The sequence below is a fragment of the Corynebacterium sp. HMSC062A03 genome (assembly GCF_001811145.1).
Taxonomy (GTDB): Bacteria; Actinomycetota; Actinomycetes; order Mycobacteriales; family Mycobacteriaceae; genus Corynebacterium; species Corynebacterium aurimucosum.
Map to the genome: position 1 here is coordinate 149,655 of NZ_KV803651.1, position 20,654 is coordinate 170,308.

A 20,654-nucleotide genomic window follows, 5' to 3' on the forward strand; every position below is an offset into this window, starting at 1 on the left:
CAGCTCACAGGTTTTCATAGCGCATGTTTTGGCAGGTCAATAGACCCCATAGGCACAACCGATCAGGTCGCCACATGCCGAACATGCGGTCCGTTTGGCGCAAGAGACGCCTGCCATGTTAGTGAGCAAAACTTCCAAACCCTTGTGACTGATGTGAAAGCTGTGACTATTGTTGTTCATGTTGGATTAAATCCCTCTCACTACCCTCACTAGGAGAAACTTATGAAGCGCATCAACCGCACCCTGACCGCAGCAGTCCTGGCTGGTTCCCTCGCACTGGGTGGCACCGCCGTCGCCTCTGCACAGATCCCGGCACCGGCCGAGTTCGAGCTCGATGGCGTAACCTACCGCCAGCAGTCTGACGGCAGCTACCTGAGCGTCAACGAGCTCGGCCAGACCCCACTCAGCAAGGATCAGGCACAGGCAGCCTGGGAGAATTCGCCTGAGTACCAAGAACTCCTAAAGGAAACTTCGAACCAAGGTGAAGACCCGGCCGAAGGCGAAGAGCCGTCGAACAACGAAGAGGGCTCCGCCGATGGCGACAACTCCAACAACAACGGCTCCACCGATGGCGACAACTCCAACAACAACAACTCCTCCGAGGGCGAGTCTGACTTCGACAAGAAGCAGCTGGCTTGGCTGGCTCTGCCGGCTGCCCTCGTCATCGGTGGCGTGACCTGGTACCTGGCCAAGGATGGAAAGACCTACGTGAAGTCTCAGGAGGCTGCACAGAAGGACGCTCCGACCGCCGAGGAGAAGGCTGCTTCCGAGCAGATGCTGCAGGAGAACAAGGACGAGGTCATCGCCCAGGGTGGCCAAATTGCTGACAGCACCGCCGCACAGACCCCGGCACAGACCCGCGGTATCTCCGCTGAGACCGGCTCCAACACCGTTGCTCGCGGCCTTGCCGCCCTGGTCTTCGCAGCCATGATCGCTGCTGGCGCTTTCGCCGCTCGTCGCAAGTTCTTCGCTTAAGAACAACTAGCGCCACACACCGCGTTTCTCCCCCACCTAAAGGCGGAGGAACGCGGTTTATGCGTTTTGCCAACCTCCCGACGCGCAAATCACCACCGCCCAACCGGTGGCACACCTTGAGGCAAGTTAAAAATTCAACGAATGAACTAGAACATCGATAGGCCACAATATCGAAGTTAACCAGGAGCATTGCCACAAAATGGCTCCTCGCAGACACCCCCAACCGCCACCCCGCACCCTGAGACCTTCATGACAATTCCCGTGGAATAGCTTAAAAATACAAAATAGTTTGACTCATCTCACTTTTTTCTGGTTAGTATGTGGGCAGTCGAAATCAGTTAACGGTGACAACATCGTCTGATACGGCGTTGACCAAACTTTCCCAATCTATTCCCAGGAGAAGAAATATGAAGCGCATCTCCCGTAACCTCACCGCAGCAGCCCTGACCGGTGCCCTCACACTTGCTGGCGTCACCGCCGTTCACGCCGAAGAGGCCAGCAGCCAGGACACCAACAACAGCTCCTCCGCCGGTACCGAGGGTAATAACGGCAGCAGCGAGCAGGGCGGCGACAACGGCAGCAGCGACGGAGACAAGGGCGACAAGAACAAGGATGGCCAGAGCTCCTTCGATGACTTCAAGGGCAAGCTCTCCTCCGAAGACGGCAAGCCGACCGACTTGGGCATCGCCGCTATCGTCCTAGGTGTCCTCGGCGCACTGGCCGCAGTCGGCCCAGCCGCAGCACAGGCACTGGGAATCAACCTCCCGTTCTAGTTCAAAGCTTCTATACCTAAGCTTTTAAAGCGCCAAGCTAAAGGCGTTAACCAGCAACACCCCCATCACGCGACAGCGATGGGGGTGCTTTCACTTCCCACAGCCGCAAAGATGAGGGACACACTTCACAAATTGACGTGATGCGGGCTACACTAGTCACCCATAGATTGTTCAACAATTCGGGAACTATAGAAGAGGTGTCCTCCTGTAATGAGCGCGCTGCACATAGACCTCAACGCTGACCTCGGCGAAACCACCGCCGGCAACCCCGTGGCCGATGACGCCGCGATGCTCCAGCTTGTCTCCTCCGCCAACGTCGCCACCGGCTTCCACGCCGGTGACCCGCACTCCATCGCGGAAACGCTCAAGGCGGCCGCAGAGGCAGGAGTTACCGTCGGCGCGCACGTTGGCTATAACGACCCAGCAGCATTCGGCCGCCGCTTCATCGATTACGCACCTGCCGAGCTTGCCGCCGAAATCACCTACCAAATCGGTGCCCTCCAGGCCCTAGCCCAGGCCAACGGGACACAGGTGGCCTACGTGAAGCCGCACGGCGCAATGTACAACACCATCGTCCACCACGAGGCCCAGGCCCACGCAGTTATCGACGGCATCAAGGCCTTCGGCGACCTGCCCGTCATGCTGCTGCCCGGCGGCATCGCCGTCGACATCGCCGAGAAGAAGGGCCTCACCGTCATCCGCGAGGCCTTCGCCGACCGCAACTACAACCCCGATGGCACGCTCGTCTCACGGCGCGAGGCGAATGCGGTGATGGGCGATGAGGGGGACGTCGTCAAGCGCGTGCTCGAGGTCGCCGAAACCGGCTCTATTACCGCCATCGACGGCTCCGTACTCAACGTGGATGCCCAGTCGGTGTGCACGCACGGTGATTCGCCCGGCGCGGTCCAGCTGCTGCGCGGTGTGGTCAAGGAGCTGCAGGCGCGCGGGATTGAGATTCGGAGCGCCATCTGATGCATATTCACCCCGTAGGAACGCGCGCGCTGCTCATAGAGCTGGAGGACTTGCCCCAGGTCATGGCGTGGCACGCGGCCCTCGACGCTAATCCGCTCAAAGATCAAGTCGACGCGATTGCTGCCGCCACCACCCTGCTGTTGACCTTTGCCACGCCGAACTCCGCCGCCGCAGCCGCTGAGAAGCTGCAGGATTTCCACCCCACCGCGCAGGCAGGCGAGGATCCGCGCTTTGTGGAGATCGACGTTCTCTATGACGGCGAGGACCTCGATGAGGCCGCCGAGTTGATGGGCATGTCGCGCGAAGGCCTCATTGATTGGCACACGTCCACCGAGTGGCTCGCCGCTTTTGGCGGCTTCGCGCCCGGCTTTACTTACTGCACCCCGGCGGACTCGGCGCAGAATTTCAACATCGAGCGCCGTGCCACCCCGCGCACCGCGGTGCCGGCGGGTGCCGTCGGAATCGCCGGCGGTTTCTCCGCGGTCTACCCGCGCGTCTCCCCGGGCGGCTGGCAGCTGTTGGGCACTACTTCAACTCCGATGTGGGAATCTGATGCCCACCCGCCGGCACTGGTCCAGCCCGGTGACCGCGTACGCTACCGCGCGGTGAGCTCGCTGCCGGACGTGGTGTCCACCACGCCTTTTGGCCGCCGCACTCCCGCACGTCTGCCGCGCTTGGAGGTCCTCGATGCGGGGCTGCTCACCCTCTTCCAGGATCAGGGCCGCCCCGGCCGCGGCAACTTGGGCGTCACGCCCTCGGGTGCTGCTGACTTGGCTGCGGCCGCCACGGCCAACGTCGCGGTGGGCAACCCGCGCGGCGCCACCGTACTAGAGAATATCGGCGGCATTCGCCTGCGCGCGCTGACCGACGCCGTCGTGTGCGTCACCGGCGCCCAATCCCGCGTGCTTCTCGACGATATGCCGGTACACCTCGCGCGCCCAGTACTCGTCACCTCCGGCTCAACGGTCACCGTGGATCCCGCGACGGTGGGCCTGCGCAGCTACATCGCCATCCGCGGCGGCATCGTGGCGGATGCGGAGCTGGGCTCAGCCTCCACCGACGTGCTCTCCGGGCTGGGGCCTACACCGGTACGGCTGGGCGATGTCATCGGTGTCCTCCCCCGCTCCACCGCAATGACGGATGCGCAGCTGAGCAACCCGATGCGCGTGCGCGAAGGCGCGCACGGCCAGACCGAGGGTGTGCTGCGCTGCGTGCTCGGCCCGCGCGATGACTGGTTTACGCCCGAAAGTCTGGAGGCGTTCCTGGCCACCGAGTGGACCGTTACTGCACAGTCCAACCGCGTGGGCGTGCGCCTGGTCGGCCCGGAGGGCTCCGTGGCGTTGAGCCGCGCCCGCGAAGGCGAGCTGCCTTCGGAGGGCATGGTCGCTGGCTCCGTCCAGGTACCGCCGAGTGGCGAGCCCGTGATTTTCCTCCGCGATCACGCCGTGACCGGTGGCTACCCGGTCATCGCCACAGTCCTCGAAGAAGATATTGATATCGCCGCGCAGCTCCCGCCGGGGGCGACGGTCCGCTTTGAACTCGCTTAAACACTAGTAAAGGAACACCCACCCATGATCTCTGCAGTCCTTATTGCTAACCGCGGCGAGATCGCCGTCCGTATCGCCCGCACCGCGCGTGACCTGGGCATCCGCTCCATCGCCATTTATTCCGAAGCCGATGCTGGCGCACTGCACACTCAGGTGGCCGACGAAGCCTATGCGCTTCCCGGCAACTCCGCGGCGGATACCTACATGAACATCCCGGCTCTCCTCGATATCGCCGTGCGCGCCGGCGCTGACGCCATCCACCCCGGTTATGGCTTCCTCTCGGAGAACGCCGACTTTGCCCGCACCGTGGCCGAAGCCGGCTTGACGTGGATTGGTCCCTCGCCGGAGTCCATCGAGCTGCTCGGTGACAAGATTGCCGCGCGCCGCGTAGCCGAGGAGGTCGGCGCCCCGCTGGCACCAGGTACTTCTGATCCCATCGATGACTGGCAGGAGGCCCGCACCTTCGCTGAGGAGCACGGCCTGCCCATCGCCATCAAGGCGGCTTATGGCGGCGGCGGACGCGGCCTGAAGGTGGTGGAAAACCTCGAGGACATCGAGGCGGCCTTCAACTCCGCCGGCCGCGAGGCCAAGGAGGCTTTCGGGCGCGCGGAATGCTACGTGGAGAAGTTCCTGACCCACCCGCGCCACGTGGAGGCGCAGATTCTGGCCGATACGCACGGCAACGTCGCCGTGCTGGGTACCCGCGATTGCTCCACGCAGCGCCGCTTCCAAAAACTCATCGAGGAGGCCCCGGCGCCCGCGCTTTCCGACGAGCAGCGCACCGGCATCCACGAGGGTGCCCGCGCCATCTGCGCGAAGGTGGGCTACACCGGTGCCGGCACGGTGGAGTACATCGTCTCCGAAGATGGCACGATTTCCTTCCTCGAGGTCAATACCCGCGTGCAGGTGGAACACCCAGTGACTGAGATGGTCACGGGTGTGGACATCATCGCCGAGCAATTCCGCATCGCCTCCGGCGAGCCCCTCTCCTTCGCATCCTCATCTTCGTCCGATGCGTCTGAAGCGCATGCTTCAGACCCTGAAATGGACGGCCACGCCTTCGAATTCCGCATCAACGCCGAGGACATCCTCAACGGCTTCGCGCCGTGCCCCGGCACCATCGTGCGCTTCGAGCCGCCGACCGGCCCTGGCATCCGCGTCGATTCCGGCGTGCGCACCGGATCCATCGTGCCTCCCTACTATGACTCGCTCGTGGCCAAGCTCCTGGTCTGGGGCCCAACCCGCGAGATCGCGCTGAAACGCGCGCAGCAGGCCCTTCAGGAATTCGATATCGAAGGTGTTCGCACCGTGCTGCCCTTCCACCGCGATATGGTCTCCTCCCAGGTCCTCGTGGACCATGGCGACGCCGATGCCGCAGCGGGTATCTACACCGACTGGCTCGACCACAATTACCGCCCGTCAGCGGAGGCCACGAGCGCCACCGTTCCGGTGGAGGCCATCTACGCGCAGCGCACCCGCGTGGCGCTGGAAATCGACGGCAAGCTGGTCAGCGTGGGCTTCCCCACCGATATGTTGTCGCAGGGGCCGGTGAAGGGGGCGTCGGCAAGCGCGGCGTCTGGGGCCAGCGGCAGCGGCAACGAGGTGACCAGCCCCTACGAGGCCAACCTCGTGGCATGGAACGTAGAAGACGGCGAGACGGTCGAAGAAGACCAGGCTATCGCCACGATCGAGGCAATGAAGATGGAATCTGCGGTCAAGGCTCCGTCTGCGGGCAAGCTGAGCCGTGTGGCAAAGGAAGGCTCGAGGCTGGAACCGGGCGCGGTAATCGCCACGATTTCTTAAGCGGCGGGCTACTGTAAGTCGCATGCTTGCAGATTCCGTCGCCTCCGCGCTCCGCGCCGCCATCTCTGAGGGCGAGTACATGCCTGGGCAACAGCTCAGCGAGGTCCGCGCGGCCGAGCGCTTCGAATGCTCCCGCAACACCCTGCGGGAGTCCTTCGCCATGCTCGCTTCCGAGCGAATCGTGGAGCGCATCCCGCACAGGGGTGTCTTCATTGCCACGCCCGATGCCGATTTCGTGCGCGATCTTTATTTAGCGCGCGCCGCCATCGAGCCGGCCGCGGCGCGCTATGCCACCTTCGAGGACCCGGGCGAGCTGGTGCGGCTGACCGAATCCGCCGTGCAAGACGGCGCTCCCCGCCCCCTCATCAACCAGCGCTTCCACAAGAGGTTGGTCGCTGGTCTGGGCTCACCGACGCTGGACCGCTCCATGTCTCATCTCCTAGCGCGCATGCGACTCACCTTCTTGCTGACATTGGAGCGCTACCCGCAGATTCACGATAACCACGTGCAGGCCAACATCGACTTAGCCCACCTCATCGCGCAAGGCGAGCGTGAGGCCGCCGCCGATGCCTGCCGCGCGGACTTGATGCGCGCGATGGAATCGATCCTCCGGGTCCTCTAGCTGCGCCTGCGCTCCTGTTAGCCGGTTCCACCCGCGCGAAACTGCTCGGCCCACATGGTTCTAGTGAGATGGTTCGGGTCAAAAGGTTCGTTTACCCCCAAGTGAACCATGTACGCATTCACAGAAGGTTTGTTTTCCCCCAAACAAACCTTCTGACCAGAACCATCTGAGTAGAACCATGTATCGGCGTCATGAGAGCTAGAGGAAACGCCACCGAACTGGGGGCTCAGGGGATGAGGAAGTCGCGGTCCGGGATGTCGGTGACGAGCATCTTGCCTGGGGCGTGCGTGATGGCCAGGCTAGGCCGCGAGTTCATCACGATGGCCTGCGGAGTCACGCCGCACGCCCAGAAGACCGGGATTGTGCCCTCAGGAATGTCGACGGCTTCGCCGAAATCGGGCTGCGATAGGTCTTCGATGCCGATGGCGGCCGGGTCGCCCACGTGAACCGGGGCGCCGTGGACGCCTGGATAGCGGGAGGTGATGCGGACGGCATCGGACACCTGGCTCGCAGGAATGGGGCGCATGGAGACCACCATCGGCCCCGAGAAGGCACCCGCCGGGGTGCAGGGAATCGTCGTGCGATACATCGGTACGTTGCGGCCCTGCTCGATATGAGCGATGGAAATACCATCTTCCACAAGTGCATTCTCAAAAGTAAAGGAACAACCGATGAGGAAGGAGACGATGTCTTCGGAGTAGAAAGGGGAAGCGTCGCCAAGCGTCTGCGTGAGCTGGCCGTCCTCGTAGAGGTTGTAGGCCGGGATGTCGGTGCGGATGTCCCCGCCCGGGATGAGCTCAGAAGTGAACTGCCCGGCCTCCAGCACGCCGACGATGGGGCACGGCTTGGGATTGCGCTGCGCGAAAAGAAGGAAGTCGAAGGCGTACTCGCGCGGCAGGGCAATGAGGTTGGCTTGCATAAAGCCGCGGGCGTGGCCGGCAGTGGTGGTCATGTCGTGTGCGCGGGCAAAGGCGCGCACTTCTGCGGGAGTCTGCATCATGCCCATAGGTTAACGATTCCCGAGATGGATTTAACGCCAATGAAGATTTCCAGCACGAGTGCTAACACACCGGCGATGAGCAGCCACATCGGCTGCTTAACACCGTGGGTAAGGTCGTGGCGTTTGAACGCGACCCACATCACCATAGCGAAAGCGATGGGCAGGATGATGCCGTTGAAGGCACCCGCGAAAATGAGGAGTTTCTGCGGCGCGGAGTTGAGAATGCCGAAGAGAATGGCGCAGACAACGATGAAGCCTACGGTGAGGAAATTGCGGGTGCGCGGGCTGACCTTCTGGGTGGTCACGAAGGTGATCGAGGTGTAGGACGCGCCGATAACGGAGGACAAGCCGGCAGCGAAGAGCACAACGCCGAAGGCGCGGAGACCAAATTCGCCGGCGGCGTGGCGGAAGGCATCGGCAGCCGTGTTGTCTTCAGAGAGGGCAACGCCCGTGGCGACGACACCCAAGACCGCGAGGAAGAGCAGCACGCGCATGATGCCGGTGACGATGATGCCGAGGACAGAGGTCTTGGTAATCGCGTTGACGTTTTCCGGTCCAGACAGGCCGGAGTCGATGAGGCGGTGCGCGCCGGCGAAGGTGATGTAGCCGCCCACCGTGCCGCCGATGAGGGTGGTGATGACGAAGAAATCGACGCTCTCCGGCATGACGGTGTTCTTCAGCGCCTCGCCCACCGGCGGCTGGGAAACAATCGCCACGTAAAGCATGAGCAGAATCATGATGGCGCCCAGCGCGGCGACGATGCGGTCGAGCGCGACGCCCGCCCGCTTGGACAAGAAGATGAAGATGGCGATAGCGGAGGCGATAAGGCCGCCGATACGAGCATCGATGCCCAGCAGGGCGTTAAGGCCGAGGCCCGAGCCGGCGATGTTGCCGATATTAAAGACCATGCCGCCGATGAAGACGAGAATGGCGAGGAACCATCCCAGCCCGGGCAGAACAGTATTACCCAGCTCGTTGGCCCGCATGCCGGAGATGGCGAGCACACGCCACACGTTCAGCTGAATGGCGATGTCGACGATGATCGACAGCGCAATGGCGAAGGCAAAGGCCGCGCCCATCTGCACGGTAAAGACGGAGGTTTGGGTCAAAAAGCCCGGGCCGATGGCGGAGGTGGCCATGAGGAACATGGCGCCGGCCATGGCGCCGATGCCCTTGGGAGCCTGCGCTTCTTGCGGCGCGTTCTGGGCGGCTTCCTGGGAAGCGGAGGGATTGGTGGGTTCCGAACTCATTGTTGGGCACCTTTCGTGACGAAGGTCGCATTAAACGTTGGTGAAAGCATAAGGGTTGTTGAACAATCTGTAAACAGCGCGGGGGTGGCGCACGTTACACCCACGCCAAAAGTGCAGCCACCCCCACACCCCTCGCCAGATTCCATTGCGCGGCAATAGAAAGTGACCTAGGATACACGTTAACTAATGGCCATTCGCATAAATCTATGGAGGAATTCATGCCCCAGGACATTTACATCGCCGGGGCTGCACGCCTGCCTATCGGCAAATTCGGCGGCAGCCTCGCTCGGCTTTCCCTGACCGAACTTGGCTCCCTTGCGGCCGAAACGGCTATTGAGCGTTCGGGGCTTTCAGGAGCAGACCTCGACACCGCCGTGGCGTCCAACGTCATGCCCGTTGTGCCGAAGGACCTCTACCTCTCCCGCGCGATTGCCCGGAACGTAGGGTTGCCAGACTCCTCCACTGCCATGGGTGTTAACCGCCTCTGCGGCTCCGGTGTCCAAGCAGTCATCAGTGCGGCCCAACTCCTGCAGTCTGGCGACGGCTCTCTAGCGTTAGCCGTCGGCGCAGAATCCATGAGTAACGCGCCCTACTCCGTCGAAGGAGCGCGCTTTGGCAAGCGCATGGGGGATGGCAAACTCTACGACTGGCTCACCGGCGCACTCTCCTGCCCCTTCGGCACCGGCCACATGGGTGTCACCGCAGAAAACGTCGCTGCGGATAACAACATCTCCCGCGAACGCCAGGACGAATTCGCCGCCGAGTCCCAGGAGCGTGCCGCGAAGGCCCGCGCGGAGGGTGTGCATGCCGAGGAAATCGTCCGCGTCGGCGAGCTGGACTTTGATGAGAGCGTGCGGGAGACGAGCGTCGAGAAGCTGGCAAAGCTCAAGCCGGTCTTCGTTAAAGATGGAACCGTCACCGCCGGCAACGCCTCCGGCATCAACGATGGCGCTGCGGCCGCCGTGCTGGCCACCGCAGAGGAGGTGACCAAGCGTGGCCTAGACCCGCTGGCGAAGATTGTGTCCTGGTCCATCGCGGGCGTGGACCCGACGCGCATGGGCATCGGTCCGGTGGCTGCAGTGCCGAAGGCGCTTGAGAAGGCCGGCCTGGAGTTGCAGGATATTGACCTCATCGAATCAAACGAGGCCTTCGCCGCCCAGGCCATCGCCGTGCAGGACCAGCTGGGCTTCGACCCGGCCAAGACGAATATCTATGGCGGTGCCGTCGCGCACGGCCACCCGGTTGGTGCCACGGGCGTCATCCTGCTGACCAAGCTAGCTTATGCGCTGCGCCGCGAAAGCAAGCGCTATGGCCTGGTCACCATGTGCATCGGCGGCGGTCAGGGAATCGCCATGATTATTGAGAATGGAGCGAAGTAAATGAGCATCACCAAGGTAGCCGTCATCGGAGCAGGTTCTATGGGATCCGGCATTGCGGCGCTGTGTGCGTCGGCAGGCATGGACGTCGTGCTGCTGGACCAGGACGCGGAGGGTGCCCAGAGGGGCGTCGAGATCCAGCTCAAGCGCAAGGGTTTCCACCTGCCGGAGTTTGCCGAGCGCGTGCGCGCCAGCGATGACTACGCCTTGCTGGAGGACCGCGAGTGGATCATCGAGGCCATCTTCGAAGACCTCGGCGCCAAGCATTCGCTCTATCAGGCCATTGAGCCTCATTTGTCTGCGGATGCTCTGTTGAGCTCGAATACCTCTACCCTGCCACTGGCGTCGCTCCTGGAGGGCGTGCCGGAAGCCCGCCGCGACAAGTTCGCCATCACGCACTTCTTCAACCCACCGAAGGTCATGCGCCTGGTAGAGCTCATCGCTTCCGGCTCCACGGAGGCTGCTCTGCGAACGACCATCGAGCAAACCCTGGGCAAGATTGCGCTTGAGTGCCGCGATACGCCGGGCTTCATTGCCAACCGCGTGGGCTGTTACTGGATGGCCGCCGGCGTGGCCCGCGCCCGCGAGTTCGACGTGAGCTACGAGCTTGCGGACGCTGCCTTCGGCCGCGCCTTCGGCATCCCCCGCACCGGTATTTTCGGGCTGCTCGACTACATCGGTCTCCAGCTGGTCAAGCCCATTTGGAAGTCTTTGGAGACGGCCTTGCCGGCAGGTGATCCGCTGCTTGACGTCCCCCTTGGTGATGACTCCTTCATCGAAGGTCTCGTTTCTCGGGGGCTGACCGGCCGCACTGGTGAGGGTGGCTTCTATCGCGGCCGTGACGAGGTCATCAACTCCTCTTACGAGTACGTGCCCCGTACTCAGCCCTCCGATCCTGTCGTGGGCCTCAAGGATCCGCGCGAGGTCATGAACACCGACTCCCCCGGCGGCCGTTTTGCCCGCGCGGTCTTCCTCGACACGCTGGCCTACTGCTGCGAGGTAGCTCCCTCCATCGCGGACCACGTGGGCCTCATCGACGATGGCCTGACCTTGGGCTTCGGTTGGAAGAAGGGCATCTTCGCGCTTGCCGACGCCATCGGTATCGACCACGTCGCCTCCGCTTATGGTGCAGACGTTCCTGAATTGGTCTCCGCTGCTGCTCAGGCGGGTGGCTTTTATGGCGAGGGCTCAGTGCTGTCCTCGACGGGTTCTCGTCAGGAGCTCGCGCCGCGCGAGGGCGTCGTAACGCTGGCCTCTCTTGATACTGAGACCATCGTTTCTCTGGAGGCGGGCGCGGTCCACGCGGTGTCCACCTCTGCTGGACGCATCGGCATCATCGACCTGCACACACCGATGAACTCCATGCCAACCCCGGCCCTTTCAGTTATTCGCGCGGCCCTCGACGCTGTGTCCTCTTCCAACCTTGTCGCTCTGGTCATTGCTAACGACAAGCCGGTCTTCTGCGCGGGGGCGGACCTCGCGTCCATTGCGGCTGCGGGTGAATCGGGTTCCGCTTCGCGCGTCGAATCATTGATTTCGGATGGCTCCAAGACCCTGCGTGCGCTCAAGTTCGCCCCGGTTCCCGTGGTAGCGGCTGTGCGGGGTGTTGCCTTGGGTGGCGGCTTTGAAACTGCGCTGTCCTGCGACCGCATTGTTGCTCATGCCGATGCGCGCCTCGGTTTCCCGGAGCGCACCGTGGGTCTCTACCCAGGCTGGACGGGCACAATCTCCTCGCTGGAGCGGCTCAAGGCGGCCGGTGTCGAAGACTATCACCAGAAGGCCTTCGACTTCATCGCCTCGGCGCGCAACTTCTCTTCTGCTTTCGAGGCACAGAAGGCTGGTTTCTTGGCTTCGGATGACGTCGTGCTCATGTCCTTCGACCACGTCCTCGCTCACGCTTTGCTCGAGGCCGCGGACCTGGCTGCCTCCTACACCCCGCCTGCAGACGCTTCTATCGAGATGTACTCCGGCTCCCCCGCCTTGGACCATGACTGGCCCATCGAGGGCACCACCGAGAACGACCACGTTATCGTGGCCAAGCTCGCCGAGATGTATACCGCCCCTACTTCCTCCAACTCCGCCTCGGCTTCGCTGAGCTTCACCGAGTTCTGTGAGCGCGAAGTGGAATTCGACGTACCGCTGGTCCTCCTCCCAGCCAACGTGGAGCGCGCCAAACACATGGCCGCAACCCGCAAGCCCCTCAACAACTAGCCCCGGCCGCTTCTATTTCCCAACCCCGCTCCCTTTTTCGGAGTGGGGTTTCTCCTTGTTCGTTGCGACCTGGACCGGCAATTGACAGGCAGGTTTAAGCTGGTCACTTGCAAGTTTGAGCTGGTCATTCTGTGTACAGCTCAAACTTGCACATGGTTCCACTTAAAAGGCATTAGTCACATGGTTTACTTGCCCCCAAGTAAACCATCTAGGCGTTTACAAACGGTTCGTTTGCCCCCAAACAAACCTTTTCACTAATGCCTTCTGAATGAAACCATCTGGCAGCGCCCTCGTGCTGACAAGGAGGCTCGCTAGGCTGAACGAGGTTGCACGGTGTTTAACGCACCGCGCACCTCGTTAAGAACCTGTTCTCGGTTCTGGAGAAGATCCCGTGGTGAATAGCGCAGCACGATGTATCCGAGATTCTGAAGGTACTTCTCTCTTTGCCGCTCAGCCCGTATCACCGCTTCGGTAGATTTTCCGTAGGTCGCTCCGTCGTACTTCACAGCGCCGTCTATTTCCATGATGACTTTGCCGTTGAGAAGCAAGTCCGGCCGATACCCACCCTGAAGCTCTGGCTGAACCACGAGATTCTTTCCCAGACCTTCCACAATTAACATGCCGCGCGCATAGGACTCATAGGGAAATTCGGCGAGGGCGGTAGCATGCATAACCACTTTCCTAGCCTGAGCAGCACCTTTTACACGGCCCATTGCCGTGATCATTGACCGTAAATCGTCAATGCTAACGAGTCGTTTGCGCAAAGCGGAGTCGACAGCCATCAGCCCTTCCTCAAACGTCGCAAGCCGTGCGACGTCGATGCAGGTGCGCGCAACCGACGTGCACCGAAGCCCGAAGCGCTCCATAATGTCTGAGGTTGGCAGCCACATTTTTCGGTACATCACCTTGCTATCCCATTGCCGTCGCGGCGGGACTGTTTTGGATTGCCGTGCTAGAACAACCTGTGCGTCCCGAGACGACAGCGTCCACAAGCCCAACAGTTTGGCCGCAGATCTTTCCACGAGAACTGACCGATGAGCGCTACGCCCGAAGGCAACGATGTCAAAGAGATGGCGTTGGTAGTAAGGAAGAGCTGAATAGTACTCGCTGTTTATCGCGTAACGCGAGGTGAGGCGAATAAGTTCACCTGAAGCAAGTTGTTTCCACACAGGGTGGTTGTTCGAAAGGGGTCGTAGGTAAATGAGGTGTGAATCGTCAATCATGCTTCCATCATCATGGCTTCCAGCCCTCAAAAGCTACGGTCGATTCCCCGTCTGTGGATAACTACAACTCATCCATCGAATTGGCTGATCCTTCAACAAAGTAATCCACAAGGTTCCACTCACAAGGCTTCACTCAGAAGTCTCTAGTCAAAAGGCCCGTTTGCACCCAAGTAAACCTTCTAACAGCACAAAGAAGGTTCGTTTGCCCCCAAACAAACCTTCTCACTAATGCCTTCTGAGCAGAACCATCTTCGACCGCTCACGACGGTTCCAACAGAGGCCTCCCCACCAGGACTCGAACCTAGAATGACCGCGATAGTGGGAAAAGATGGGCACGGTGGAATATGGGGCCACTTCGAAACGCTACTTGTAGGCCGAGAAACCGGTAATCTTCTTGCCCATAATCAGGGATTGCACGGTATCGGTTCCTTCGTAGGTGTGCATGGCCTCGATGTCGGCGAAGTGGCGCGCGATGTCGTTTTCTAGCAGGATGCCGACTCCGCCGAGCATGTCGCGGGCATCAGCGGCAATTCGACGAGCAGCGCGGGTGTTGTGGAGCTTCGCCGCCGAGGCCTGCTCCGGGGCCAAGGTCCCCGCGGTTTCGCGCAAAGAGACCTCACGGCAGGTCAGCATCATTTGGCTCAAGTCAAGCACCATATTGGCCAAGCGCTGCTGAATAATCTGCGCTTTCGCCAGCTCGCGACCAAACTGCACGCGCTCCAGCACATACGAGCGGGCAATCTCGTAGCAGGCCACCGCGGAGCCCAGCGCCATCCAGGACACACCAATGCGGGTAGCGGTGAGAACGCGAGACACATCCTTGAAGCTGCGGCAGCCCGGCAGTTGGTTGGCGGCGGGGATGCGGCAGTCGGTCAACGTAATGTGTGCCTGGTGGATAGCACGAAGAGACAGCTTGCCTTCGATAACGGAAGCCGAGTAGCCGGGTGCGTCCTGCGGGACGATGAAACCGCCAACATTGCCGTCCTCCATGCGCGCATAAATGATCGTGATTCCGCCGGAAGCGCCGTTGCCGATCCACTTCTTCTCGCCATTAAGCACCCATTCATCGCCGTCGCGCACCGCGGTGGTCTCCAAAGCAATTGAGTCCGAACCGTGAGCCGGTTCCGTCAGCCCGAAGGCACCAAGCAAAGAGCACGAAGCCATCTGCGGCAAATACAAGGCCTGCTGTTCCGGAGAACCCAACATCGAAATTGAGCGCATGGCCAGCCCAGCCTGCACCGCAATCACCGTGCCCATCGAGGCATCCGCGCGCGTGACCTCCATGAGTGCCAGGCCAGCACCAAGCGTGGACATCTGTTCATGGCCTTCCACCGCCAGGCCATCCGTCATCACGTCCAAGTCGCCCAAGCGCTGAACCAAGTCCAGTGGGTACTCCGCAGCCTGCCAGTGCTGGTTGATCACCGGGGCGGAGTACTCACGAAACTGCGCTGCACGCTTCCACCCCGCAGCATCGGACTCAGAGAGGCTGTCAAAAACACCCAAGAAATCAGTGGTGGACTCAAAGAGGTTGTGAGACATGGTGAGTTCTCCAATAAACAGGCAATACGAATGGCTATTAGCCCTAATTGTGACCTGACCCTCCATTGGCTGTCAAGTGCCTCACACATAACGTGACACGACCACACACAACGCGGCACGACCACGCACAACGCGGCACGACCACGCAAGGACAGTCACCAGACAAACCAGCCCCCAACCGTCCCCCACACCCCACATCGCAGGTACACTAACCACCATTAGCTCATTGAGGAGGACGCCCACCATGGCCAACCAGAGACGCCGCGACCAAATCGCCGCCGCCGCACTCGACCTCTTTGACCAGCGCGGCTACCACGCCACCGGCATGGAGGACATCGCCAAGGCCGTCGGCATGCGCGCCTCCAGCCTGTACAACCACTACTCCTCCAAACAGGAGCTCCTCGCTGAAGTCACCATCACCGCCATGGAGGATCTCCTCCGCGCCAACGCCGCCTGCCTCGCCGGGCTCAGCGATCCCCGCGACAAGCTCGTCGCCACCATGAAAGCCCATGTCATCTACCATGCCACCCATGCTCGGCGCGTCCGCGTGGTCAACAACGAGCTCACTAACCTCGAAGAGCCCCACAAGTCCGTCGTTCTGCAGCTGCGCCGTGACTATGTCGCGCGCTGGATGGCCGTGGTCAACGAGGGCGACTTCCATGCGGAGAACCTCAAAATCGCCTGCTGGGCGCTCATCGATATGGGCATCGGTGTGGCCCAATGGTTTAGCCCCGACGGTGATTACACCGCCGAGGCTTTAGGAGAGATGTACGGCCAGTTCGCCCTGCGCCAACTTACCTAGGGCGCGCAGCCAATCTGCTGCTCTTCCTCACGCCCATCCGGGTACTGCACGCGCACGCGAGAGTAAACCTCGGCATGGTAGCCGCACGCCACGCGCTTATCGACGACCACCTTCACCCGATCCTCATTGAATGTGCCTTCCGCGCAGTTTGGGTCACAGTCATTTTCGATGGCCACGCCCTCTGCCTCTGCGGAATCGGCTCCCCAGCGCTGCCAGTCCAACTCGTTGACCAGATAGTTATTGTCAGCACAGGCCAGTGAGATGCGGTCCGGGCCCTCCAGGCCTGTGACGGAGACGCAGTCCAAGATCGCGGTGGCATCGATGGTGGTTTCCACGTCCGGGCCTACGAGGCCGACCACGCGCACCAGTTGGCCGGTCGCAGGCAAGACGGAGAAGGAGACGCGGTCAGAATCGCGAATCACGGTGACCAGCTGGTCCTCGCCTTCGCCCTCAACGGTGCCGACCTCATTGCCTTCCGCATCCGCCAGCATGTCATAAGCAATCTTCTGCTGCTCGCTACTTAGTCCGGGCTGGAGCAGCAGCTCCAGCGCTCCGAGGGCGTGGTTCGGGAAGGAATCCGCCAGCTTCTCCAACCCGGCGCGATCGGTCGCAACGACGAGGTCTTCTGGGTTGATGGAGGGCTGCGGATCGAAGCCTGGCACCTCGCCCTGTGAGGAAACCTCCACGGCACCGCCAGCATCCACCGCATATTCGGTGATCGCGGTGGCATCGCCAAGGGTATCGACGCGCTTCATGTATTCCTTCGCGGTCACGCCTTTATCCACGGCATCGGGCTGGGTGGCCGCAGCTTCGCCGGCCTGCGTCAGAATCTCTGCGGCCGAGGCCACGGGCTCCGAGTTATTGAGCAACGGGAAGGCACCACCGATGAGCGCAAGCACCGCGACGGAGGCCGCCGCTATTGTCCACGTGGGACGACGCTTCGTGATCTGTGCGAGGGTGTCTTCGGAGCGGGCGAGGGATGCGTCGTCAAGCGCGGCGTCCGGTACCGGATTGGCGGCGCGGAGTTTGTCGAGAGAGTTAGGCATCGGTTTCTCCTGTGAGTTCGGATAGGTGGGTACGCGCGCGGTGCAGTCGAACGCGCACGTTATTGCGGGAAATGCCGAGGACCTCGGCGATATCAGGGTGGTCGAGGCCCTCCCACGCATGGAGGGTGAGAATTTCGCGCTCGGCATGCGGCAACTGCATCAACGCGCGAGTGATGTCGAGATTGGCATCGACTGCGTCATAACCGGCATAAGATTCCAGCTCATGGTCGTCGAGGTTCTCCGTCTCCCGCCGGGTGCGGTAGAACTCCCGCATCACATTGCGGGCGATGCCATAGAGCCACGGCAGCGGCGTGCCGCGTAAAGAGTCGAAGCCAGCCCACGCTCGCTCAAACACATCAGCCGCCAGCTCTTCCGCGTGACTCGGTGGGACGCGGCGGCGCAAATAGGCCAGCACCACCGGGTAATGCTCGCGAAACAGGCGAGAGAATTCCCGCTTACGCGAACCAGGCAAGGTAAGGACAGACACTAAATAACTCCATATTGTTCGTGGGCTCACTGAGTATGTTGCATCAGACAGCCGAGCATTACAGAAAAGCGCTGAAATGGTTTACTAGTAGAGCTATGGAACCACTCGAGCTCTCCGCCCTGACGGGCACGCAGTCGCGCACCTACGGCACGCGCAAGATCACCAAGGACATGATCTCAGCACCCGTGCACGTGGCTATTGCGCTGTGGGATGAGCGCTGGGATTCCGCCGAGAACGGCACGATTGATGGCTGGGTCATCGCCGTTAACACCAAGAAAACGCGCTTCGTGCACAAGGGCCAGATTCGGAAGGGCGATATCGTTGAGGTAGCCGTCCGCGAATTGGAGAAGGCCACGAAAAGTATTCGAGGGCGCAAATGGATCGTCACTGGGCGCCGGCAAGCGGCACTTCGCGCCGCCCTGGAGGAACGCGGCTATACCGTGACGGGGAGTTTTGCGGAGGAGAATAGGGCGTCGAAAAGCGCTAGCTCCGTGCGACGCAAGCAGGCCGGGATCACCGCGCGCCGCGCGAAGAAAGAAGGCGAGGCCCCACGCAAGAAGCAGGTCGTCAAGGTGGAAACGCCGGAGGCGCACTGGTGGCCGAACTTCTCGACAGCCTCCTCGTGGCCCATAGACGCCACCGTGCGCATCGCCACGGATGCCTCCTCGGACACGGTGTTTAAGGGCTCCATGTGCTTCGTGGCCAGCAATGGTGACTACCGGTTGCGCACGCGCAAGACGACGGCCAGCACCGATGAGCTTGAGCTCGAATCCCTCACCCTGGCGTTGAAATACCTGCTCAAAGTCGGGGCAACCAAGGCGATCATCGAGTCAGATTCCGTCGCTGCATTAGAAGCGGTGGAACAGATTCGGCAGAAGGGCTCGAAGGCGATGCGCTCCCGCGGGGTGTGGCGGGGGCTGTCTTCAGGTTCGCGCTCGCGATTCCAGCAAGCGTGGAATGACGTGGAGGGAGTCTGCGCGGTGACCATCCGTCGGGTGATGGGGCATGCGGGTGACCCGCTGAACCGCGCAGCGGACCAAATTGCATACATGGGCCTGCGGGCGATTGCGCATCCGATGAAGCAATCACGGGCAACGCTGAAAGAAGGCATCCGGAAGACGCTGGCCAAGCTCTAATTCGGGGTTCGGTGTACTAGTGGCCTAGTGTGAATCGCATGAGCAATCCCTTTGACTCCAACCCTTTCGAGGAGCCGGCCAAGCCAATCAACGGCCGCGGGGCTAATCCCTTCGCGGAGCCCGCGCGCGAATCCTACGCGGCGCCTTCTGCGAATCCTTCTGCAGAGCGTTTCGCGGATCCGGCCGCGGAGCCTTCTGCTGAACCTTTCACTGAGCCTGAGCGCGCCTACGCACCGGCGTCGATGCAGGACTATTCCCTTGAACAGCACGCACCGGGCGGCACGATCCACAGCTTCTCCCTGTTCAAAGGGCTTTTGAGTCTGTTTTCGGTCCTCGTAGGCTTCACCGGAATTACTGATGGCGATGTAGCCATGGGCATCGGCTTCGCCTTGCCTGGAACGTGGTACTTCCTCAAGTCGCTGCAGCAGAAGGCCAACCCGACCACTCCGCAAAAGCGCCACTGGTTTGTCATTTGGATGATTGCCATCGTGCTCATGTTCTTCGGCGCCTAGCCACCACCCGCCGCCACACAATGCGCAGCAGCGAATGCGGCGTCGCCACCACCTCGCGCAGGTAGTTCCACCAGCGGTCTTTCCGCGGGGTCCGCACGCCGTGCATGTGAACGCGAATCCCTAGGTGCCCGGCCCACATGCGGGTGCGCAGCACGTGGAAGTCATTGGTCACAACGCGGAAATAGGTGTACTCCGGGCACAGCGCATGGGCGCGCTCGAGGTTCTCGTTGGTACTGGTAGCGAGTGGTTCGAGGAGAATCCTCTCCGGATTAACGCCCCGCTCGATGAGGTAGCGCGCCATCGGCTCCGCCTCCCCGAAGCCGGTCACGATGATTGGCTCCTCCGGCAACAGGCGAGCCAACACCACCGCTCGGTCCAACCGGCTACACAGCAGCGGACCAGGCTCGCCGCCCTCAACGCGCGCGCCCAACACCAGAAGCGGAAACTGCATGCCCGCTAGCTTAGCGTGCATACTGGGCAGCATGAGCATGTGCGTAGTTGGTTCCATCAACGCTGACCTCGTGGTCCACGCCGCGCGGCATCCCCAACCGGGCGAAACCCTCTTGGGGCACGGCGGCGCCATCACCGCGGGTGGCAAAGGAGCAAACCAGGCGGTCGCGGCTGCCCGGCTGGGCGCACAGGTGAGCTTCGTCGGCGCGGTGGGCAGCGATGCTTATGCCGCGCCCGCGATGTACTACTTGCAGGCCAGCGGCGTGGACCTCACCCACGTCGAGGCCAGCGAAGAGGTAACAGGTTTAGCCGTCATTACCGTGGATGAGCAGGGTGAAAACACCATCATCGTGGTGCCAGGTGCTAATGCGCTTGTCAGCGATTCATTCGTCACCACGCACTCCTCCCCTATCACCGCATCAGACCTCATTTTGCTCCAAGGCGAGATACCGGCGGAGGGTTTTGCACAAGCTGTCGAGCTGGCGAAGGGACGAGTCGTGGTTAATCTCGCCCCGATCATCGAAGTTGATAAGCAAGCTCTCCTGCATGCCGATCCGCTGCTGGCCAATGAACACGAAGCCGGTCTCATCTTGGAGCAGCTGGGGTTGAGCGGCCAGGGCGCGCCAGCGGAGCTAGCGCAGCGCTTAAGGGAGGCCGGCTTCGCCTCGGTGGTTCTCACGCTGGGCGCGCGCGGGGCGCTTGTGGCCGAGGGGGCCGAGCTTATCGACGTTCCCTCCCCACGCGTCACCGCCGTCGATACGACCGGCGCGGGCGATGCCTTCGCCGGCGCGCTGTGTGCCCGCTTGTTGGACGGCGATTCGCTGGTGGATGCCGCGCGCTTCGCCGCGCGGGTCGGGGCCTTTACCGTCACGGGCTCCGGCGCCCAGGCCTCCTACCCGGATCTGACAAGCGAGTTGCCCGGTTAAAGCC

19 protein-coding genes are annotated in these 20,654 nt (G+C 61.8%); 12 read left to right on the forward strand and 7 right to left on the reverse strand.

All coding sequences use genetic code 11. The features are described from left to right. The first annotated feature begins 222 nt into the window (after nt 1–222). The 6 genes from HMPREF2781_RS02995 (at nt 223) to HMPREF2781_RS03020 (ending at nt 6,692) form a co-directional block, all read left to right on the forward strand. On the forward strand, nt 223–975 hold the full coding sequence (locus tag HMPREF2781_RS02995; RefSeq protein ID WP_070644322.1) for a hypothetical protein: 753 nt from the start codon (nt 223–225) through the stop codon (nt 973–975). 407 nt (nt 976–1,382) lie between these two features. Continuing rightward, nucleotides 1,383–1,748 (forward strand): hypothetical protein, encoded by a 366-nt coding sequence (locus tag HMPREF2781_RS03000; protein WP_070644324.1) that lies wholly within the window; start codon nt 1,383–1,385, stop codon nt 1,746–1,748. A gap of 210 nt (nt 1,749–1,958) precedes the next feature. Beyond that, nucleotides 1,959–2,720, forward strand: a complete 762-nt coding sequence (locus HMPREF2781_RS03005) for a 5-oxoprolinase subunit PxpA (RefSeq protein ID WP_070644325.1) — start codon at nt 1,959–1,961, stop codon at nt 2,718–2,720. Then, nucleotides 2,720–4,267, forward strand: a complete 1,548-nt coding sequence (locus HMPREF2781_RS03010) for a 5-oxoprolinase subunit B/C family protein (RefSeq protein WP_070644327.1) — start codon at nt 2,720–2,722, stop codon at nt 4,265–4,267. The genes HMPREF2781_RS03005 and HMPREF2781_RS03010 overlap by 1 nt, the downstream gene beginning before the upstream one ends. Nucleotides 4,268–4,291: 24 nt before the next feature. Further along, the gene (locus HMPREF2781_RS03015) at nt 4,292–6,070 is read left to right on the forward strand and encodes an acetyl/propionyl/methylcrotonyl-CoA carboxylase subunit alpha (RefSeq protein WP_070644328.1); all 1,779 of its coding nucleotides are present in this window, start codon (nt 4,292–4,294) and stop codon (nt 6,068–6,070) included. Nucleotides 6,071–6,092: 22 nt separating this feature from the next. Continuing rightward, nucleotides 6,093–6,692, forward strand: a complete 600-nt coding sequence (locus HMPREF2781_RS03020; protein WP_070446320.1) for a GntR family transcriptional regulator — start codon at nt 6,093–6,095, stop codon at nt 6,690–6,692. A 226-nt stretch (nt 6,693–6,918) separates the two neighbouring features. On the opposite strand, the gene HMPREF2781_RS03025 is transcribed toward HMPREF2781_RS03020, so the two are convergent. Both HMPREF2781_RS03025 and HMPREF2781_RS03030 read right to left on the reverse strand, forming a co-directional pair. After that, on the reverse strand, nt 6,919–7,698 hold the full coding sequence (locus HMPREF2781_RS03025; RefSeq protein ID WP_371441025.1) for a putative hydro-lyase: 780 nt from the start codon (nt 7,696–7,698) through the stop codon (nt 6,919–6,921). Beyond that, nucleotides 7,689–8,942: an NRAMP family divalent metal transporter gene (locus tag HMPREF2781_RS03030; RefSeq protein ID WP_070644330.1), complete on the reverse strand. Its 1,254-nt coding sequence runs from the start codon at nt 8,940–8,942 to the stop codon at nt 7,689–7,691. The genes HMPREF2781_RS03025 and HMPREF2781_RS03030 overlap by 10 nt, the downstream gene beginning before the upstream one ends. Nucleotides 8,943–9,160: 218 nt before the next feature. Between HMPREF2781_RS03030 and HMPREF2781_RS03035 the strand changes: the two genes are divergently transcribed. Continuing rightward, nucleotides 9,161–10,321: an acetyl-CoA C-acyltransferase gene (locus tag HMPREF2781_RS03035; protein WP_070644459.1), complete on the forward strand. Its 1,161-nt coding sequence runs from the start codon at nt 9,161–9,163 to the stop codon at nt 10,319–10,321. Further along, nucleotides 10,322–12,529, forward strand: coding sequence for a 3-hydroxyacyl-CoA dehydrogenase/enoyl-CoA hydratase family protein (locus tag HMPREF2781_RS03040; protein WP_070644331.1), 2,208 nt, complete (start codon nt 10,322–10,324; stop codon nt 12,527–12,529). A gap of 311 nt (nt 12,530–12,840) precedes the next feature. Here the strand turns inward: HMPREF2781_RS03040 and HMPREF2781_RS12135 are convergent, their stop codons facing one another. Next, a complete protein-coding gene (locus tag HMPREF2781_RS12135) occupies nt 12,841–13,752 on the reverse strand; it encodes a DUF559 domain-containing protein (protein ID WP_083308514.1) in 912 nt (303 codons plus the stop codon). 363 nt (nt 13,753–14,115) lie between these two features. Continuing rightward, nucleotides 14,116–15,291: an acyl-CoA dehydrogenase family protein gene (locus HMPREF2781_RS03050; protein WP_070644334.1), complete on the reverse strand. Its 1,176-nt coding sequence runs from the start codon at nt 15,289–15,291 to the stop codon at nt 14,116–14,118. Between the two features lie 244 nt (nt 15,292–15,535). On the opposite strand from HMPREF2781_RS03050, the gene HMPREF2781_RS03055 reads away from it, so the two are divergent. Further along, nucleotides 15,536–16,093 (forward strand): TetR/AcrR family transcriptional regulator, encoded by a 558-nt coding sequence (locus HMPREF2781_RS03055; RefSeq protein WP_070644336.1) that lies wholly within the window; start codon nt 15,536–15,538, stop codon nt 16,091–16,093. Here HMPREF2781_RS03055 and HMPREF2781_RS03060 read toward each other — a convergent pair. Together HMPREF2781_RS03060 and HMPREF2781_RS03065 are read right to left on the reverse strand one after the other, a co-directional pair. Beyond that, nucleotides 16,090–17,139 carry a hypothetical protein gene (locus HMPREF2781_RS03060; RefSeq protein ID WP_070644338.1) on the reverse strand — a complete coding sequence of 350 codons (1,050 nt, stop codon included), beginning with the start codon at nt 17,137–17,139 and terminating at the stop codon, nt 16,090–16,092. The genes HMPREF2781_RS03055 and HMPREF2781_RS03060 overlap by 4 nt on opposite strands. Beyond that, nucleotides 17,132–17,626, reverse strand: coding sequence for an RNA polymerase sigma factor (locus tag HMPREF2781_RS03065; RefSeq protein ID WP_070644340.1), 495 nt, complete (start codon nt 17,624–17,626; stop codon nt 17,132–17,134). The genes HMPREF2781_RS03060 and HMPREF2781_RS03065 overlap by 8 nt, the downstream gene beginning before the upstream one ends. Nucleotides 17,627–17,721: 95 nt before the next feature. Between HMPREF2781_RS03065 and HMPREF2781_RS03070 the strand changes: the two genes are divergently transcribed. Together HMPREF2781_RS03070 and HMPREF2781_RS03075 are read left to right on the forward strand one after the other, a co-directional pair. Continuing rightward, nucleotides 17,722–18,762: an RNase H family protein gene (locus HMPREF2781_RS03070; RefSeq protein WP_070644341.1), complete on the forward strand. Its 1,041-nt coding sequence runs from the start codon at nt 17,722–17,724 to the stop codon at nt 18,760–18,762. A 38-nt stretch (nt 18,763–18,800) separates the two neighbouring features. Continuing rightward, entirely contained in the window at nt 18,801–19,274 is a 474-nt protein-coding gene (locus tag HMPREF2781_RS03075) for a hypothetical protein (RefSeq protein ID WP_070644343.1), read from the forward strand. Here HMPREF2781_RS03075 and HMPREF2781_RS03080 read toward each other — a convergent pair. Continuing rightward, a complete protein-coding gene (locus HMPREF2781_RS03080; RefSeq protein WP_070644460.1) occupies nt 19,255–19,725 on the reverse strand; it encodes a YdcF family protein in 471 nt (156 codons plus the stop codon). The two genes, HMPREF2781_RS03075 and HMPREF2781_RS03080, sit on opposite strands and share 20 nt — an antisense overlap. Before the next feature lie 31 nt (nt 19,726–19,756). Between HMPREF2781_RS03080 and HMPREF2781_RS03085 the strand changes: the two genes are divergently transcribed. Then, a complete protein-coding gene (locus HMPREF2781_RS03085) occupies nt 19,757–20,650 on the forward strand; it encodes a ribokinase (RefSeq protein ID WP_070644345.1) in 894 nt (297 codons plus the stop codon). Nucleotides 20,651–20,654: the final 4 nt, after the last annotated feature.

Excerpts from the sequence above, each read along its gene's own strand:
- HMPREF2781_RS03025 (WP_371441025.1), bottom strand. The coding sequence starts at position 7,698 with ATGGGCATGATGCAGACTCCCGCAGAAGTGCGCGCCTTTGCCCGCGCA.
- HMPREF2781_RS03000 (WP_070644324.1), top strand. The coding sequence starts at position 1,383 with ATGAAGCGCATCTCCCGTAACCTCACCGCAGCAGCCCTGACCGGTGCC.
- HMPREF2781_RS03055 (WP_070644336.1), top strand. The coding sequence starts at position 15,536 with ATGGCCAACCAGAGACGCCGCGACCAAATCGCCGCCGCCGCACTCGAC.
- HMPREF2781_RS03075 (WP_070644343.1), top strand. The coding sequence starts at position 18,801 with ATGAGCAATCCCTTTGACTCCAACCCTTTCGAGGAGCCGGCCAAGCCA.
- HMPREF2781_RS03070 (WP_070644341.1), top strand. The coding sequence starts at position 17,722 with ATGGAACCACTCGAGCTCTCCGCCCTGACGGGCACGCAGTCGCGCACC.
- HMPREF2781_RS03015 (WP_070644328.1), top strand. The coding sequence starts at position 4,292 with ATGATCTCTGCAGTCCTTATTGCTAACCGCGGCGAGATCGCCGTCCGT.
- HMPREF2781_RS02995 (WP_070644322.1), top strand. The coding sequence starts at position 223 with ATGAAGCGCATCAACCGCACCCTGACCGCAGCAGTCCTGGCTGGTTCC.
- HMPREF2781_RS03085 (WP_070644345.1), top strand. The coding sequence starts at position 19,757 with ATGAGCATGTGCGTAGTTGGTTCCATCAACGCTGACCTCGTGGTCCAC.
- HMPREF2781_RS03030 (WP_070644330.1), bottom strand. The coding sequence starts at position 8,942 with ATGAGTTCGGAACCCACCAATCCCTCCGCTTCCCAGGAAGCCGCCCAG.
- HMPREF2781_RS03005 (WP_070644325.1), top strand. The coding sequence starts at position 1,959 with ATGAGCGCGCTGCACATAGACCTCAACGCTGACCTCGGCGAAACCACC.
- HMPREF2781_RS03035 (WP_070644459.1), top strand. The coding sequence starts at position 9,161 with ATGCCCCAGGACATTTACATCGCCGGGGCTGCACGCCTGCCTATCGGC.
- HMPREF2781_RS03010 (WP_070644327.1), top strand. The coding sequence starts at position 2,720 with ATGCATATTCACCCCGTAGGAACGCGCGCGCTGCTCATAGAGCTGGAG.
- HMPREF2781_RS03080 (WP_070644460.1), bottom strand. The coding sequence starts at position 19,725 with ATGCAGTTTCCGCTTCTGGTGTTGGGCGCGCGCGTTGAGGGCGGCGAG.
- HMPREF2781_RS03050 (WP_070644334.1), bottom strand. The coding sequence starts at position 15,291 with ATGTCTCACAACCTCTTTGAGTCCACCACTGATTTCTTGGGTGTTTTT.
- HMPREF2781_RS03020 (WP_070446320.1), top strand. The coding sequence starts at position 6,093 with ATGCTTGCAGATTCCGTCGCCTCCGCGCTCCGCGCCGCCATCTCTGAG.
- HMPREF2781_RS03040 (WP_070644331.1), top strand. The coding sequence starts at position 10,322 with ATGAGCATCACCAAGGTAGCCGTCATCGGAGCAGGTTCTATGGGATCC.
- HMPREF2781_RS03060 (WP_070644338.1), bottom strand. The coding sequence starts at position 17,139 with ATGCCTAACTCTCTCGACAAACTCCGCGCCGCCAATCCGGTACCGGAC.
- HMPREF2781_RS12135 (WP_083308514.1), bottom strand. The coding sequence starts at position 13,752 with ATGATTGACGATTCACACCTCATTTACCTACGACCCCTTTCGAACAAC.